A 17,282-nucleotide genomic window follows, 5' to 3' on the forward strand; every position below is an offset into this window, starting at 1 on the left:
TATACTATTAGACTTGTCCGGGTCAGAAAAGTTTCACTACTTTGTTCCTTATTATAAAAGTAAGACCAATCACCCATAGGATAACCGGCAAAGTTGGTTTTATTTAATGAGAACAGTACAATGGAAGAAAGATTACACCATCACTGGAATGAACGGGAGGGAAGGCAATGAAGATAAATGATGTCTTAAAGGTATTCGGTTTCGTTGCCGTCCTCCTTCTAATCGTGTGGGGAAGCCGCAGCTTTTGGGAAGTGAGGCCGTCCGATATCAGAGATCTCGTCATCTCGTTCGGCTGGTGGGCACCGGTTGTATTCATTGCGCTGCTGACATTCCGTCCCCTTGTATTATTTCCAACATCCATCTTTTCAATTGCAGCCGGCCTGGCGTTCGGCCCGTACAACGGGTTTATCTATATTTTCATTGGTGCCATCGGAGGGGCGTCTCTGGCATATGTCATATCCAGCTTTCTGGGGATGAAGTTTTGGAGGAAACCGTCTCCTAAAATGAGCAGCGTCCGCGAAAAAATGGCTGAAAACAGTTTCTTTTATATATTGATTCTCCGCTTGCTTCCATTTTTGAACTTTGATTTGGTCAGTTATTTAGCCGGGGCAGGGAAAGTGCGCTACTTGCCTTATATTGCAGCTACCGCTGTCGGGATCATCCCGGGGACGATCGGATTTGTCTTCTTTGGTTCCGGACTGAGCGGGGAGGACAGGGTGCATCTGTATGTGGCTGTGGCCATGTTCATCCTATTTTCACTGCTTCTTTTTTTCACGAGAAAGAAGCTGAAGAGCTGGTTTGGCGACTCGAAGGATGAAAAATAGAAGGAGGACAGCAAAACGCCGTCCCCCTCTTTTTAACGGGTGTGCAATTGATCCCATTCTTCACGGATGATCCCCATCCTGATGGAATCGTAATAAACGCCGTTATAATACCGGCATTTCCTCATCCTGCCTTCAAGCTTCATGCCCACTTTCTCAGCGGCCTTCATCATCCGTTCGTTCCCGGACCAGGTGGTGATGCCGACCCGGCCGATTTCCTTCGTCTCAAAAAGATGATCGACCCATTGTGACAGCGCCTCTGTGCCGTAGCCCCCGTTCCAGTAGGCAGGGTCATAAATGACAATTCCCGCTTCCAGCCACCTTGTGGGCTCGTACTCCCAGTAAAAGCTGACTGTCCCGATGATGTTCCCTTCGACTTCGATGATCCGCTGACGGTCATTGTACTGATCTGTATTTTTGAGAAATTTACTTTTATAGTCTTCGAATGGCACCGGTTTGTGTTCAAAATAGGGAGCGTCCCATTGTTTCCATTGAGGTGATTCTTCTTTGTATATGTAGTTCCAAAGTGTTTCAAGATCCTTTTCTTCTATTTTCCTGAGTGTTACACGGCTGCTGGTTGAGTTCAAAAATCCGCACTCCTTTGTTTAGGTCTATCTACTTAATTCTCCAGGAGGCATGGTTTTTCCTGTTAAGAAATCTAATACAAGCTCTAAACAACGCTATTGATTTCCGTGAAAGACTACGCTTTCCGCGGGCGGTTGGTGAGCCTCCTCGTCGCTTTACTCCTGCGGGGTCTCACCTAACGCGCTTTTCCCGCAGGAGTCTTCGTCTTTCACTCCAATCAACCGCTGTAAGTAGCGAAAATTAAACGAACACTTTCACCTCATAATAAAAAAACCCGCCCTAATTAGAATCGCTGAATTCCAAATTAGGGCGGGTTTAAAATAGACCAAAAACTTACTGATATAGCACCTTCAAAAAATCAGCTTGCTTTTACATTAGAGATTGCTGGTTTTTTCTTGTTGGTCAGTTTGTCCACGATGGATGTGATGGCTCCGTCGCCTGTTACGTTGCACGCTGTTCCGAAACTGTCTTGTGCAAGGTAAAGGGCGATCATGAGAGATGTCATGGTCGGGCCGAATCCGAGCATGGATTCAAGCAGACCGAGAGCGGCCATCACGGCGCCGCCCGGGACACCCGGTGCAGCAATCATCGTCACGCCGAGCATGAGGATGAACGGGAACAGCTGCGAGAATTGCAGGGCTTCACCCTGGATGAACATGACGGCCATCGCACAGCTGACAAGTGTGATCGTACTGCCTGACAAGTGAATTGTAGCAAGCAGCGGCACTGAGAAATCAGAGATACGATCTTTGACCCCGAGTTTTTTCGTCCGTTCAAGAGTCACCGGGATTGTTGAAGCGGATGACTGCGTTCCGAGCGCCGTAAAATAGGCGGGAAGCATTGACTTCATCATCAGGAACGGATTTTGCTTGCGCAGTGTGCCGGCAGCTGTATACTGTACTGCCAAAAAGAACAGATGCAATAAGATGATCATCACAAAGACTTTGGCGAATACCGACATGATGGCACTGACTTGACCGCCCTGAGTCATATTGGCGAAAATACCCAGGATATGGATCGGAAGCAGCGGGATGATGATTTTTTCAATCACCAATTCTATAATGCTTCTAAACTCATTCATTCCTTTTTGAAGGGCGTCCCCTTTTATGGCGGCCATCCCCAGACCAAGAGTGAAAGCGATCAGGAGGGCCGTCATGACACCCATTATCGGAGGCATGTCCACTGAGAAGAATCCTTTTAAGAGAGCCTCTTCCGGATTTTCGAATGATTGAGAAGTTTGATTGGCCAAGAGAGATGGGTAAATACTCTTAGCGACTGAATATGCGAGTAACCCCGCAATCACTGTGGATCCGTAAGCAAGTGCGGTAGTCAGTCCGAGCAGCTTCCCTGCTCCTTTACCCATTGAACCGATACCCGGTGCAATGAAACCGATGATGATCAATGGAATCGCGAAACCGAGGAAATTACCGAAAAGTCCATTAAACGTAGCAAATAATTTCACGATCCATTCCGGCGCATATGCACCAATGACAATACCTAAGGCAATCCCCAACAGGATCTTAGGCAGTAAACCAAGCTTTCTCATCTGGGTGTCCTCCTTAAATGTACAAATGTTTTCGTTAGAAGGATTATACACCCGTGAGACTGATATTTTAAGAGGGAAACGAATAGGCGGAATCTTAAATGTATTCTGATAAAATAAAGCCCATCCCCCTGTTGCGGGACTAGGCTGGGTCAACATACATATATAAGGACGGAATACTGAGGGAGGTTGCCTTCTTTTCAAGGACCATGGTGGTAATTTTTAATTTCCATCACATCATTCTTTTCCTTTGAGTTGAAAGTGATAAAATAGAAACATCTATTGTTAATATTGGAGGTAGCTCATGAAAACCAAGCTTTGTTTATTATATGGAGGCAAATCAGCCGAACATAATGTATCTCTGCAAACAGCCAAGGCAGTCATCGGTGCCCTGGACTTAAATAAATATGAAATCCATCCTGTCTTTATTTCAACAGAAGGACAGTGGATCAAAGGACCGCAGCTGAATGCGCCCGTTGAAGATGTAAAAGCACTTCAATTCAATGACGGTGAGGAAATCTCCCCGAATGCACTGGGTACGGCGATGGTCCCTGCAGATTCCAGGGAAAGTGAAGGATACGATATGATCTTCCCGCTGCTGCACGGACCGAACGGGGAAGACGGAACGGTTCAGGGGATGCTTGAATTACTGAATCTCCCTTATGTGGGGAACGGTGTCCTTGCTTCATCTGCAGGCATGGACAAAGTCATCATGAAGAATCTTTTCGCACAGGCAGGTATTCCGCAGGTGGACTATACCTGGTTTATCCGCAGTACGTGGAAGGCGAATCCTGAGAATGCTTATAAGCAGGTGGAAGAGCAAATCGGTTATCCGTGCTTCGTCAAACCGGCAAACCTCGGTTCATCCGTCGGCATCAGCAAATGTACATCCAAAGAAGAACTCGAGGCTGCTTTCGAGGAAGCGTTCCAATTCGACCGCAAGATCATCATCGAAGAAGGCGTGAAAGCACGTGAAATCGAACTTGGCGTCCTTGGAAACGACCAGCCTGAATGTTCGGTTGCGGGTGAGATTGTCCCTAAGAAAGATTTCTATGATTACAAGGCAAAATATGAAGACGGAGATACTGCCCTGATCATACCGGCGGAAATCGATCAGGAAACATACGGGAAATTGAAGGAGATTGCGATCCAATCCTTCAAGGCCCTCGACTGCTCCGGCCTCGTCCGTGCAGACTTCTTCCTGACAGAAGACGGCCAGATCTACATGAATGAAGTAAACACAATGCCTGGCTTCACACCATTCAGCATGTTCCCGCTGCTGTGGAAGCACACAGGCGTCGACTATCCGACCCTGATCGGCAAACTCGTAGAACTTGGCATGGAACGCCATCAGGAAAAGCAGACAATCAAACATACGATGTAACACATACCTGAATGAAGGGACTGACTGGAAGATCATCATCTAAAAGCAGTCCCTCCTCTGTTTGTCATCCGAAAACGCATAAAGGAGAAAGACAATGTTTGAAAAAACGATAAAACAAGCATGTGATATGCTGCATGTCCATAATGATCTCACAAAGTTCGAAGATACCATCATAAAAGGCGTTAGCATCGATACACGCAAAATCGAAAAGGGGAATCTGTTCGTCCCGTTCAAAGGTGAAAATGTGGACGGCCACCAATTTGTCAGGCAGGCGATCGAAAAGGGAGCAGGAGCAGCCTTATGGGATAAAAATGTCACAAACCCTCCTGAAGATCTTCCGGTCCTCGTCGTCGATGATCCGCTTCTTGCCCTGCAGTCACTGGCAAATCAATACCGCCATGAACTGGATTTGAAAGTGGTCGGCATCACCGGAAGCAACGGGAAGACCACGACGAAGGATATGGTCGCAAGCCTGCTGGGCACGAAATACAAAGTCCATAAGACGCAGGGGAACTACAATAATCATATAGGCCTGCCATTGACGATCCTCGCCCTCCCGCAGGATGCTGAAGTGGCGGTCCTGGAGATGGGGATGAGCGGTTTTGGCGAAATCGAGCTGCTGTCTGAAATTTCCCAGCCGGATGCCGCAATCATCACCAACATCGGAGAGTCGCATCTTCAGGATCTCGGCTCACGGGAAGGCATCACCAAAGCGAAGCTTGAAATCGTTCAAGGACTTAAGGAAGACGGCCTGTTTGCCTACTACGGAGACGAGCCTCTTTTACAAGAACAGGTAAAGGACCTTTCACTGGGCAGGATCGAGACATTCGGAAGAAGTGAAGCGAATACCATTTACCCGGTGACCATCGAAATGAACAACGACGGCAGTCAATTTGAAACGTCTCTGTATGAAGGGCAAACCTTCTTTCTTCCTGTACTCGGACAGCACAACATCCATAACGCTCTGGCCGCGATCCTGATCGCCAAGGAATTTGATGTGACGGTTGAAGGAATGAAAGAAGGATTAAAGTCGCTTAAACTCACGCAAATGCGGATGGAAACGTCACTCGGTAAAAAGGGCGAAAATATTATCAATGATGCCTATAACGCCAGTCCGACTTCCATGAAGGCAGCGATCGGTCTTGTTTCTGAACTTGACGGCGTCAACAAAAAAATCCTCGTACTCGGTGATATGCTGGAGCTTGGCGACAACGAAGAGGAGTACCATCTTGAGATCGGAAGGATGATCGATCCGGGAAGTATTCAGCAGGTCTATACCTACGGAAGACTCGGGGAACTCATTGCGAAAGGTGCAAGCGAACGTTTCGAAGCTGAAAATGTCCATGCGTTTCAGGATAAAAAAGAGCTTGCCGTCATGCTTGAAAAGCAGACACAAAGCGGAGATCTGGTTTTATTCAAAGCTTCCAGGGGAATGAAACTGGAAGAAGTCATTGAAACATTGACGAATTAGAATCGAGGAAAGTGTTTAAAATGAGAAAGTGAAGAAAAGGGAGGATGCCCCCTTCCTTTTCTTAATAAGCCATTCTCAAAGTGAGTGGGGATCAGTATGATTGGATGTTTACTTATACATGGCTTCACCGGCGGTCCTTATGAAGTCGAGCCCCTCGCGGATTATCTGAAGGAACGGACACAATGGGAAATCGCTGTACCGACCTTGCCGGGACACGGGGAAACGCTGGCTTTGAGGGGAATCAAGCATGCCGAGTGGATTCAACATGCAGAAGATGAATTGAAAGAGCTCCTCTCAACTTGTGAAAAAGTCTATGTCATCGGTTTTTCGATGGGCGGACTGATCGCTTCCTACCTCTCCGTCAAATACGAGGTAGACAAACTTGTCTTATTGAGTGCGGCTGCCTACTATATAAATTACAGGCAGCTGGCAAAAGATATTGGTAATTTAATCAAGGAAGGGCTCCAGGGAAAAATACTTGAAAATGAACTTTACAACCGCTATAAATTTAAAATGACCAATACCCCGATCCTTTCTGCCTATGAGTTCAAAAAGGTGGTCCGTATTGCACGGCCGCTCCTTAAAGAAGTGAACATCCCTACCTTTATCGCCCAGGGGGAAATCGACGGGATTGTTCCTCCCAAAAGTGCCCAATATATTTATGAGACCATTTCGTCTGAGGAAAAGAACCTTTTTTATTCCCCGAAAGCGAAACACTTAATTTGTCACAGTGAAGATAAGCACGAATTATTTGGAGAGATCTACCATTTCCTGCAGAGTGAATAGATTGACTATTTTACAATAGATTGAAATTCATCTCTATAAGTGGTAACATAACTACAACATTGTTCTATTTGTTGGACGTGCAGCTCTTCGATTTAGAAGAGTGTATTTTTTTGCATTGAACATGCAGGATCCTTCAACCGCCCTGTAATCTGGGCCGGCACACACATTGCAGCAAACATTCCAATGGAATATCAAACAAATAAACATCTCAAATAGACGATTTTAGATTAGATACCGAAGTCTTTCGGTGTGTGAGATTTCGTTCCGATTTAAAAATATAATCAGCATAATTGATTAGTTATAAAAGATGTAAATTAAAAGGAGAATGAATAGCATTGACAAAGTTTTCAGATTTAAACTTAAGCGCATCTACGTTGAAATCAATCAAACGTATGGGCTTTGAAGAAGCAACCCCAATTCAGGCAAGTACAATCCCGGCAGGTCTTGAAGGCAAGGATATCATCGGCCAGGCACAGACAGGAACAGGTAAAACGACTGCATTCGGTATCCCGATGATCGAAAAGATCGATATGAAGAACCCGAACGTCCAGGCTCTTGTCATCGCTCCGACACGTGAACTTGCGATCCAGGTTTCTGAAGAATTATACCGCATTGGAGCAGATAAGCGTGCGCGCGTATTATCTGTATACGGCGGACAGGATATCCAGCGCCAAATCCGTGCGATGAAAAAGAACCCGCACATCATCGTTGGTACTCCAGGACGTCTTCTCGACCATATCAAGCGCCGCACGCTGAAGCTTGATAACGTTGAAACGCTTGTTCTTGACGAAGCGGATGAAATGCTGAACATGGGCTTCATCGAAGACATCGAGAGCATCCTTGAAACCGTACCAAGCACAAGACAGACACTTCTGTTCTCTGCAACAATGCCGGATCCGATCCGCCGCATCGCAGAACGCTTCATGACAGAACCTGAACTGATCAAGGTGAAATCAAAAGAAGTGACAGTTTCAAATATTGAACAGTACTTCACAAAAGTAACAGAAAAAGAAAAGTTCGATGTATTGTCCCGTCTGATCGACGTGCAATCACCAGAACTTGCGATTGTATTCGGACGCACAAAGCGCCGTGTTGACGAACTGTCCCGTGCACTCAGCATCCGCGGCTACCTTGCAGAAGGAATCCACGGAGACCTTTCACAGGCACGCCGTATGACGGTTCTTAAGAAGTTCAAAGAAGGCCGCATCGATATCCTGATCGCAACGGACGTTGCAGCCCGCGGACTTGATATCTCCGGCGTAACACACGTATACAACTTCGATATCCCGCAAGATCCTGAAAGCTACGTTCACCGTATCGGACGTACAGGTCGTGCAGGCAAGAAGGGTATGTCCATCACATTCGTAACACCAAGAGAAATGGGTTACCTTCGTGTAGTTGAACAAACAACGAAGAAGAAAATGATGGGCCTTAAGCCGCCAAGCCATAACGAAGCACTAGAAGGCCAGCAGCGTCTTGCTTTGGAAAAGCTGATTGAAGCGGCAAAAGAAAATGACATCAAGGATTACTACCAATTTGCTGAGGAATTCCTGAATGATCAAGATCCAATTCAGGCAGTGGCAGCAGCGATCAAAGTCCTTACAAAAGAGCCGGACACAACTCCTGTAGAAATCACAGAAGAGCGTCCATTGCCATCTAGAGGCGGCGGCGGTAACCGCGGCGGCTACAAAGGCGGATCACGCAGCGGCAAAGGCGGCGGACGCGGAGGCAGCGGCGGCCCACGCGGCGGTGGTTCACGCGGTGGATCATCCCGTGGCGGCGATCGTCGCGGCGGCGGCAGACCACAATCATCAGGCAGCCGACGCAAGTCTTATAATAATAACTAATATGGTTGGTGAGAACACGATGACCCTTTTGGGTTGTCGTGTTTTTTTTGTTTGGGGGGATTGGATTGGGGGAAGGGGTGTGCGAAGGGAACTGGCGTTAGGACTGGGGTTCCGAGTTTTGACCAGAAGCCCGGGGTGGCATTTGGACCAGGTTTTTCTGTTCAACCAGATGTACGGGGCACGCACTTGGCGGGTAAAAACGATGATTGTCTGTTTTGGCTGGGTTGGCGCTGGGTTGGAGATGGTGATTTTGATTGGAGTGGTGTAGAGGGATGGGGGATTGGAAAATGGTTTTGACAAATTGGGGTTTTGGGGTTTGTGATGGGTGTAGTGGCGTGCGTGGGGTGAAGAAAATTCGACAAGATGCACGTATTTTTGAAAAGTGGAATGTATTTTTAAAAAAGGGAATGTAAATCTGAAATCTTGCATGAAAATCTCAAAACCTGCACGGTAATCTCTGAAAGTGGAATGAAAAACTAAAATGGTATCTATTGTAGCAATCCAAAAGAGGAATTTCGCAATTTAAAAAGAAGTAATTATAGATAAATATTGAAGGAGTGATCAATTGTTTGCAAAAGAGAGGAAAATACCAATAAGAATTGAACAAAATGAAGCATTAATAAGAAATTTAAACCGCCACCATTCGAAGATTCCCCTCATTGAACAGGATTTAAAGAGAAGAAACGCCGGCTATAACGGAGAAAAATCGATTGACTACCACTTAAGTTTTCTTGATAGCCAAAAGTATATGATTTTCAACGATTTAAAGCTCCCGTTGACTCCCTACCACTTTCAAATAGATTCGCTGCTTTTCACCCCTTTCTACACTTTGATCCTAGAAATTAAAAACATTTCCGGAACGTTGACGATCGACTCGGAATTTAATCAATTAACAAGGAATTTTAATGGGATCGAAACAGGCTTTTCCGATCCCATAACACAAGCCAATCGCCAAAGACTTTTTCTTCAACGTTTTTTCTACGAACATAATTTGGTGCTTCCGCCAATCAAATACCTTGTTGTGATCAGTAATCCATCTACGATACTAAAAATGGCCCCGGGTCAAAAGCTTTATACCCCCTATAATAAAATCATCCATGCCCAGAATTTAATCAGTGAAATCAGTAAATTAAATTCTTCTTATAACGAAATGGCTGCGACAAAAAAGGATCTTAGAAAAATAAAAAGGGTGCTTCTCGCCCAACATGATACGAGCATGACAAGTGTGCTAAAAACATTTGGGATTGAAGAACATGAAATTATCAACGGAGTCAAATGTGAATATTGTGCTTCCATCATGACTCGGAAGTTTGGCTGCTGGCACTGTCCCCAATGCAACCTCTCCTCTAAAACAGCTCATGAGCGGGCAATGGAAGATTATTTCCTTCTGTTTAAACCATTTATCACAAACAGAGAACTAAGGACCTTCTTAGATATTCCGTCGCCAAGAACAGCTCATCTTCTATTAAACTCTTCCAACCTAAAAATCCAAGGCACAGGAAAAAGCACAACCTACCACAAAGAATTTTCATAAAGGCTGCTTATTAAAAGATTGTTGCTTTTCGTCAATTGGCTTCTAGCCTAAAAATAGCTTCTGGACGTGCTCTTTTTGAATACTAGTCCAAACTAAAAAGGGGCGGACAAGCCGAAAATACCCAAGTTTCGGTATTTTCTAATATCCAAAGCAACAAAATATGCAAAAAGAGCCTTCATAATAAACATGAATCACGATCGCCACGCACATACTACCACTAAAAAAGGAGATCCGCCCACCATGACCCTCATCCGACTCGGCTATGTTGCCATGAGCATGAATCTTCAGAACGCTTCGCCGTCACAGACGATGACATATAAGCAGTTTTCTTCGCTAAAAGACCGGGAAGCGGCGATTGCGAAGCTTGAGAGGATTGCCCGTTCGAATTTGGAGAATTGTCTGCGCCTGTTGAAGCATAATGTTCTTCATGAGATTCATTTTTTCCGTTTCAGCTCGAAGCTGATTCCGCTTGCGAACCACCCTGATCTGAAGGGGTGGGATTTTATCTCGCCGTTAAAGCCGGAACTGAACAAAATAAAAGAGTATTTGGAGGAGCATCCGATGCGGGTGGGATTTCACCCGGATCATTTTGTCCTGCTGAATACGAGTGATACTGATGTACTCAAGAATACGTTTCAGACATTGAAGATGCACCGGGATCTGCTCAGGGGAATGGGTGTCGATCCGGTGCACCGCTGTGTGCTGCATGTGGGAGGGGCGTATGATGATAAGGAAAAGGCACTTGAACAGTTCATCCATAATTGGGGGCTGACGCCTGCTTCCCTGCAGGAAATGATCATCCTTGAAAATGACGATACCGTGTTCAGTGCTGCGGATGCCCTCTATTTGTGTGAGAAGCTCGGTGTTCCGCAGGTGTTCGATTATCATCATCACCTAGCCCATCATGAGCGGGATTGGCAGGAAGATTGGGAACGGATCGTCTCCTCGTGGAGCCAGTCGCCGCTTCCTGTCAAAATGCATATATCGAGTCCCCGCTCTCAAAACGAGTATAAAGCCCATGCCGATTTTATCGAACCGGAAATGTTCATGGAATTCCTCCAGGGAATCAAGGGCACGGTCGATCAAGTGGACTGTATGATTGAAGCGAAGAAAAAGGATGATGCCCTTTTCCGGCTGGCGGAGGAACTGAAAGGTGAAAAAGGTTTGGACTGGGTGGACGAAACCTCTTTTGAAATCACTTAACGACAATACCCATCTTTATCATAGCTGGAATGCTGCAGGCATTTTTAACAGCTGCAGCATCCAACCGAACTTTTCCACCCGCGCGGCGAAACCAATCCTATCCTCAAACGTAAATATACTGTAAGATTTATACATAAAGAGAGACATGAAGGAGGAAGCGGGTATGAGAGGAGAGCCTCAGAAACGGATATCACCGAAGGCTTTGAAGGTTTGGAAGCTGCATGGTGTGATCCAGTCAGCGGTGCTGGCGCTTGCGGTGGCAGGTGTAGCGGTGATGACCTGGTTTTTTGAGTGGCCGCTATGGATCGCGGCTGCGGCTGTCGGGGTCTTGCTATTATTTATCTATTTGATGATCTTTTTTCTTCCGACGATGAGATGGAAGCGATGGAGATATGAAGTGAGGGAGCAGGAAATCGAGCTTCAAAGGGGATTTATTTTTGTGAAGCGCACGCTGGTGCCGATGGTCAGGGTGCAGCATGTCGATACGGTCCAGGGGCCGCTTTTGAAGAGGTATCATTTATCCACGATCACGATTTCGACTGCGGCGACCGTGCACGAAATTCCGGCACTGGATACGGGGGAAGCGGATGAATTGAGGCATTCCATCTCTATGCTTGCAAGGGTGGCGGAAGAAGATGTCTGAATATAAACGTCTGCATCCGGTCTCTGCAGTCGCGAATTTTTTGAAGCAATTAAAAGAATTGGTCATCCCGTTTGTCCTGTTGTTTGTACTGAACAGCAGGGGGGAGAAGAGCGGATTTTGGGATTATATGCCCCTGATTTCGATGGGGGTTGTCCTCGTGGTTGTACTTGTGGCCGGTGTGATCAAGTGGCTCAGGTTCACTTACCGCCTGGAAGAGGGAGAGCTCCGGATCGAATACGGTCTTTTTGTAAAAAAGAAACGTTATATCCCGTTTGACCGAATACAAAGCCTTAATTTTTCGGAAGGGATCATCCACCGTCCGTTTGGATTGGTGAAGGTCAAGGTGGAAACGGCCGGTTCGTCCAATCCCCGTGAGTCGGAAGCAGAGCTGACGGCGATCATGAAAGAGGAAGCATTGGAGCTGGAGAGGATCATTTACCGTGAGAAGAAGGGTCAGGCAGTAGAAGAGGGTGAAGTGCCTGCGGCTCATGAAGAAGAAATGCTTAAGGAAGAGAAACACGTCTTCAAAATGAGTGCCAGGGATATCTGGGTGCTCGCCGCGACTTCCGGGGGTGTCGGCGTCATCCTTTCCGGTGTTGGTGTCTTCCTGTCTCAGTTTTCGGACTTGATTCCGTATGAAGCGGTATTTGATGAAGTGATGGTGTTTGTGAAAAGCGGCTTGGTGTTCATTGCTGTCCTGGTGTTTATCGTCCTTCTTATCGCCTGGATCATTTCGGTGGGTTGGACGTTTGTGGTGTACGGTGATTTTAAAATCAGGCTGACAGAGGAGAATATCGTCATTACCAGGGGGCTGCTTGAGAAAAAGCAGGTAACCGTTCCGCTGAATCGTGTCCAGGGGGTTCGGATTGTCGAGAACCCGGTGCGCCAGCTGCTCGGCTACTGTACGGTCGTGATCGAAAATGCCGGCGGTTCCGTGCTTGAAAAAGACAGCTCGACAATCAAGTTGTTTCCGGTTGTGAAGAAAAAGAGAGTTCCGGATTTACTTCAAACCATATTTCCCGACTACGAACTGACGGATGAGTTCAAGCGGCTGCCGAAGCGTGCGGTCAGAAAGTATATATTCAGGGCATCGTTCTGGCTGATCGTACCGGTTGTGGTCCTGGCGGTCATGTTTTGGCCGCTTGGACTCTCAAGTCTCCTGCTGATCATCCCGTTCGGCCTGCTTGGGTTCTTCCAGCACCGTGCCGGGGGATGGGGGATCACCGGGAATCAGCTGGTGCTCCGGTATCGCGGGATTCTGAAGCATACAGCATACATGAAGAAAAGCAGGATTCAAGCCCTTGATTCCAGGCAGACCTGGTTTCAAGGGAGAAGGGATTTAAGCAGCATTTCCACGACGCTGAAATCCGGGCAGACAGGTTACTCAAGCAGAGTGGATGATCTTGAGCTTGAAGATGCAGCCAGGATTTATCACTGGTTTTCACATGAATAAAGAAAAAGGTGACCCGTCGGACGTATGGGTCACCTTTTTCATATGACGTTTATTTTTTTCCAGAGATCCAGCCGATGATGAATCCGCCGAGCAGTCCGAAGATATGCGCGGTGATATTGATGCCGGATTGCATGAATGTCATCACCACCCCGATGACCACGATCGGGAGGATGACTTGCCGGCTCTCGCGGGTGATGAATGCTTTTTTCAGCAGGATCATGGCGATGTAGAAGCCGAACAGTCCGAAGATTGCGCCGGAGGCACCGACATGGCTGTAGGTTAGGGGCTTGATTAAATAGGTAATAATATTTGCAAAGACCCCGCTCGCCAGGTAAAGCAGGATGAACCTCATCTTGCCCAGATATTTCTCAAGCGGCGGGCCGAATAAGACGAGTGAAAATGAGTTGAAAAGAAGATGCGCGAATCCAAGATGCACAAAGATCGGCGTAACGAGCCGCCACCACTCGCCTTCCTTGATGAAGAGATTCACTCCGGCAAGCTGTTCATACACCCAGCGCTGCGGGAATATCGGGAGGGAGCTCACCAAATAAAGAACAATATGAATGAACACAATCAGTGAGATGATCGGATATAACCGCAGGAATTGCGGGAAGCTTTCCGTTCTGACAAACATAGTGTATCCTCCTAAATAGAATAGTGCCGTTCATTACATGGGTTCATTATACTATAAACTATATGAATAACAGGACAAGAGTAGAAGGAGATCTGCATATGATTACAGGGATCGGGTTGGACATTATTGAAATAGAACGTATACAGCAGCTGGCCGGCAGGCAGCCGAAGTTGATCAAGAGGATTCTGACTGAATATGAGCAGGATCAGCTGTCAGCTCTTTCTGGTTCGCGTTCCATCGAGTTCCTTGCCGGCAGGTTCGCGGCGAAGGAGGCTTTCGCGAAAGCAAACGGGACGGGAATCGGGCAATGCCTTTCTTTTCAGGATATCGAAATAAGCAAGGATGCGAACGGCAAGCCGTTTTTTTCAAAGCCCCAGGGAGTGAATGCCCATTTGTCGATCACCCACAGCAGGGACTTCGCCGCAGCCCAGGTCGTGATTGAAAAATAAAAAAGGCGGCTTGTCATCTTCGCTAGCATATTCCCCGGGGTTGTCTCATATATTCAGTAGTGCAATAGGAGAGACAAGGCTAGGTATAACTGTCGGTGCACCCGATTGTAAGAGAGACAAAGATAAAGAACGTCTTTTTCTTATACCGTCTAGCTTTCCCCTCTCTCAATTACGTATATCTTGAGACAAAAGGGGCTGAAAAAATGAAGAAAAAGCTAGTTGTACTAGTGATGGCCATGCTTGCAATACTTATGCTGGCCGCCTGCGGGGAGAAATCGAAGGAAGACGTGACGAAGGATCTTAAGTCGAAGGTAGAGGACATGAAGGGGTACAAAGCGGATGCCAAAATGACGCTTCAGGTCGGCGATGAGCCGCAGACCTATGATGTGGAAGTCTGGCATAATAACCCTAATTACTACCGGGTGGCCCTCAAGAATGCCGCAAAGGATCAAAGCCAGATGATTCTCCGGAATGACGAAGGAGTATTTGTCCTGACACCGGCGCTGAATAAGAGCTTCCGCTTTCAAAGCGAATGGCCGAACAATAGCAGTCAGGCTTATCTGTATGAATCTCTTGTCCAGGATGTACTGGAGGACAAGGAAGCGACCTTTAAAGAAACGAAGAGCCACTATGTGTTCACAACGAAAACACGTTATCAGAATAAGCAGATGCTTCCTACCCAGGAGATTGCTTTTAACAAGAAAGATCTTTCACCTGCAACCGTCAAGGTGATGGATGCGGATCATAATTCCCTTGTGAAAGTGGAATTCTCCAAGATGGATATGAAAGCCGCTTTCGATAAAAAAGATTTTGATATGAAGAAGAATATGACGGGCGCCCAGCTTGAAGTTCCGGTTACAGCGGGCGTGGAAGACAAGGAGTTCACTGTCCTCTATCCTATGTCTGAAATCACGGGAACTGAATTGGTAGAAGAAAAAGAAGTGGCGACTGAAAACGGGAAACGTGTCGTCCTGACGTATGACGGGGAGAAATCGTTCACGATCATCCAGGAAAAAACGACCGTGGTTCCTACCATGACGGTGTCTACATCCCTCAAGGGGGAGCTTGTTGATTTAGGATTCACGGTGGCAGCGATGACCGACACGTCCATCCGATGGACCAATAACGGCATCGACTACATGCTTGCTTCAAATGACCTGACTCCTTCCGAAATGGTGATGCTTGCACAGTCTGTACAAGGATCAATGGTGAAATAATAATCTATTAAACGGGGCGGACCTTGTGGTTTGCCTCTTTTCTTTTTAAAAAAGCGGTAAGCCGGCTGCTAATGCCTGTTTACTAAAAGAAGAACCCCAGGCAATGAGTATTATCAACGTGAATATACTCTAATGGACATACTGATTGTGCCAATCCCCGAATAATCGTGCCATTATCCTGATAAATGTGCCGATACCCCATTTTTATGTGCCGCCTGCGAAAATCGCCTCTTTAACACACCAGCATCACCCCATCCCTTCCAAGCCCGCACAAAGACCCTTGCCACCCAAAAATTAATTTGACACAATAAAAGAATAGATGAATAATCGAAGATATTCTTGAATAGACTGACAATGTTTTGTTGATATGAGGAAGTGACCACAGTGGAAGCAGAGACGCAGTTTTTTCGTGATACATGGGCTGAAATCAATCTTGATCATTTAACGGATAATATAAAAAATATCAAACGGCATATCGCATCTGATGAAGTGAAGATGTTTGCGGTCGTAAAGGCAAACGCTTACGGGCACGGAGATCTCCAGGTTGCAGAGGCTGCCTTGGAAGCAGGGGTGCACGGACTTGCGGTGGCATTCCTGGATGAAGCCGTTTCGCTGAGAAAAGGAGGGATTGAAGCCCCCATACTTGTACTGGGCGCATCGCGGGCACAGGATGTGAATCTGGCATCGGATTACAATGTATCACTTACGGCCTTTGATCTGGATTGGCTTAAAGAAGCATCGAAACATCTGAAACCGGATGCACGATTGAAGCTGCATATCAAGTGCGATACCGGGATGGGCAGGATCGGGATCCGTTCTGCAGATGAACTCAAAAAGATCGAGTCGTACATCCATTCCATCAGCCAGTTTGAAATGGAGGGCATCTTCACACACTATGCCACCGCCGACGAACTGGATGATGCTTACCTCGAGCGGCAGTTGGGGAAATTCAATGAAATGCTCGCAGTTCTTGATGAACGTCCGGAATATGTACATTCATCCAACAGTGCAGCAGTCCTGAGAAAACCGGACACCCATTTCAACGCCGTCCGCGTGGGGATTGCCATGTATGGGCTCACTCCGTCGCAGGAAATGAAAGAAGTGCTGCCCATCCCTTTAAAAGAGGTTTTCTCCCTTTACTCAAGACTGATTCACACAAAGGAAATCAAAGCAGGGGATAAAATCAGCTACGGTGCAACCTATGAAGCTTCGGAAAATGAATGGATCGGTACGATTCCTATCGGCTACGCAGATGGATGGATACGTAAGCTGCAGGGGCAGGAGGTCATTGTGGACGGGAAAAGGTCCCCGATTGTCGGAAGGATCTGTATGGATCAATGCATGATATCGCTGCCGCGCCCCTTGAAAACAGGGGAGAAGGTCACCCTTATCGGAAGGGATGGAAATGAAGCGGTCACGATAGATGAGATAGCCGGGAAGCTTGAAACAATCAACTACGAAATCCCCTGCATCATATCTGCGAGAGTACCGCGGATCTATATAAGGGATGGGAAGCCTGTGAAGGTCACTAATAAACTATTATCTTCAGGTTGATAAATTAAAAATGAAATTCATTCCGATTTAATGAATAATTACTATTTTATATGGCGGATACTAGAAGAGATTGATAAATTGTCTTTTCATTCCCGTTATTTAATGGTATGATTAGAATGTTATTGAACAGAAACGGTATGTAGTGATTGGTGGAGGTG

General features: G+C 46.6%; 16 protein-coding genes and 1 pseudogene. 13 read left to right on the plus strand and 4 right to left on the minus strand.

Features of this window, described 5'->3' with window-relative positions:
• Window positions 1-167: 167 nt before the first annotated feature.
• Complete coding sequence (locus AS034_RS20470; protein WP_058299988.1) at window positions 168-824, plus strand: TVP38/TMEM64 family protein; 657 nt, start codon at window positions 168-170, stop codon at window positions 822-824.
• Window positions 825-856: 32 nt separating this feature from the next.
• Here AS034_RS20470 and AS034_RS20475 read toward each other — a convergent pair whose 3' ends face one another.
• The 3 genes and pseudogenes from AS034_RS20475 to AS034_RS20480 form a co-directional block, all read right to left on the minus strand.
• A complete protein-coding gene (locus AS034_RS20475; RefSeq protein ID WP_058299989.1) occupies window positions 857-1,408 on the minus strand; it encodes a GNAT family N-acetyltransferase in 552 nt (183 codons plus the stop codon).
• Window positions 1,409-1,436: 28 nt separating this feature from the next.
• Window positions 1,437-1,627: pseudogene (locus tag AS034_RS23250) on the minus strand (hypothetical protein).
• 137 nt (window positions 1,628-1,764) lie between these two features.
• Complete coding sequence (locus tag AS034_RS20480) at window positions 1,765-2,952, minus strand: dicarboxylate/amino acid:cation symporter (RefSeq protein WP_058299990.1); 1,188 nt, start codon at window positions 2,950-2,952, stop codon at window positions 1,765-1,767.
• A 301-nt stretch (window positions 2,953-3,253) separates the two neighbouring features.
• On the opposite strand from AS034_RS20480, the gene AS034_RS20485 reads away from it, so the two are divergent.
• From AS034_RS20485 to AS034_RS20525, 9 genes are all read left to right on the plus strand, one after another.
• Window positions 3,254-4,333, plus strand: coding sequence for a D-alanine--D-alanine ligase (locus AS034_RS20485; protein WP_058299991.1), 1,080 nt, complete (start codon window positions 3,254-3,256; stop codon window positions 4,331-4,333).
• Between the two features lie 94 nt (window positions 4,334-4,427).
• Entirely contained in the window at window positions 4,428-5,804 is a 1,377-nt protein-coding gene (locus AS034_RS20490) for a UDP-N-acetylmuramoyl-tripeptide--D-alanyl-D-alanine ligase (protein WP_058299992.1), read from the plus strand.
• Window positions 5,805-5,900: 96 nt separating this feature from the next.
• Window positions 5,901-6,590 carry an alpha/beta hydrolase gene (locus tag AS034_RS20495; protein WP_058299993.1) on the plus strand — a complete coding sequence of 230 codons (690 nt, stop codon included), beginning with the start codon at window positions 5,901-5,903 and terminating at the stop codon, window positions 6,588-6,590.
• Window positions 6,591-6,925: 335 nt separating this feature from the next.
• On the plus strand, window positions 6,926-8,437 hold the full coding sequence (gene cshA, locus AS034_RS20500; RefSeq protein ID WP_058299994.1) for a degradosome RNA helicase CshA: 1,512 nt from the start codon (window positions 6,926-6,928) through the stop codon (window positions 8,435-8,437).
• Between the two features lie 287 nt (window positions 8,438-8,724).
• Entirely contained in the window at window positions 8,725-8,850 is a 126-nt protein-coding gene (locus tag AS034_RS23385; RefSeq protein WP_272867415.1) for a hypothetical protein, read from the plus strand.
• A gap of 152 nt (window positions 8,851-9,002) precedes the next feature.
• Complete coding sequence (locus tag AS034_RS20510) at window positions 9,003-9,971, plus strand: nuclease-related domain-containing protein (RefSeq protein ID WP_058299996.1); 969 nt, start codon at window positions 9,003-9,005, stop codon at window positions 9,969-9,971.
• Between the two features lie 240 nt (window positions 9,972-10,211).
• Window positions 10,212-11,174: a UV DNA damage repair endonuclease UvsE gene (gene uvsE / locus AS034_RS20515; RefSeq protein WP_058299997.1), complete on the plus strand. Its 963-nt coding sequence runs from the start codon at window positions 10,212-10,214 to the stop codon at window positions 11,172-11,174.
• 163 nt (window positions 11,175-11,337) lie between these two features.
• Window positions 11,338-11,817, plus strand: a complete 480-nt coding sequence (locus tag AS034_RS20520) for a PH domain-containing protein (RefSeq protein ID WP_058299998.1) — start codon at window positions 11,338-11,340, stop codon at window positions 11,815-11,817.
• Window positions 11,810-13,270, plus strand: a complete 1,461-nt coding sequence (locus tag AS034_RS20525) for a PH domain-containing protein (RefSeq protein WP_058299999.1) — start codon at window positions 11,810-11,812, stop codon at window positions 13,268-13,270. The genes AS034_RS20520 and AS034_RS20525 overlap by 8 nt, the downstream gene beginning before the upstream one ends.
• 49 nt (window positions 13,271-13,319) lie before the next feature.
• On the opposite strand, the gene AS034_RS20530 is transcribed toward AS034_RS20525, so the two are convergent.
• On the minus strand, window positions 13,320-13,904 hold the full coding sequence (locus AS034_RS20530) for a rhomboid family intramembrane serine protease (RefSeq protein ID WP_058300000.1): 585 nt from the start codon (window positions 13,902-13,904) through the stop codon (window positions 13,320-13,322).
• A 98-nt stretch (window positions 13,905-14,002) separates the two neighbouring features.
• On the opposite strand from AS034_RS20530, the gene acpS reads away from it, so the two are divergent.
• From acpS to alr, 3 genes are all read left to right on the plus strand, one after another.
• Window positions 14,003-14,353 carry a holo-ACP synthase gene (acpS, locus tag AS034_RS20535; protein WP_058300001.1) on the plus strand — a complete coding sequence of 117 codons (351 nt, stop codon included), beginning with the start codon at window positions 14,003-14,005 and terminating at the stop codon, window positions 14,351-14,353.
• A 203-nt stretch (window positions 14,354-14,556) separates the two neighbouring features.
• Window positions 14,557-15,570: a LolA family protein gene (locus tag AS034_RS20540; RefSeq protein ID WP_032085353.1), complete on the plus strand. Its 1,014-nt coding sequence runs from the start codon at window positions 14,557-14,559 to the stop codon at window positions 15,568-15,570.
• 384 nt (window positions 15,571-15,954) lie between these two features.
• Complete coding sequence (gene alr, locus AS034_RS20545; protein WP_058300002.1) at window positions 15,955-17,124, plus strand: alanine racemase; 1,170 nt, start codon at window positions 15,955-15,957, stop codon at window positions 17,122-17,124.
• The last annotated feature ends 158 nt before the right edge of the window (window positions 17,125-17,282 follow it).

It is taken from the genome of [Bacillus] enclensis (genome assembly GCF_001456935.1).
GTDB lineage: Bacteria > Bacillota > Bacilli > Bacillales > Bacillaceae_B > Rossellomorea > Rossellomorea enclensis.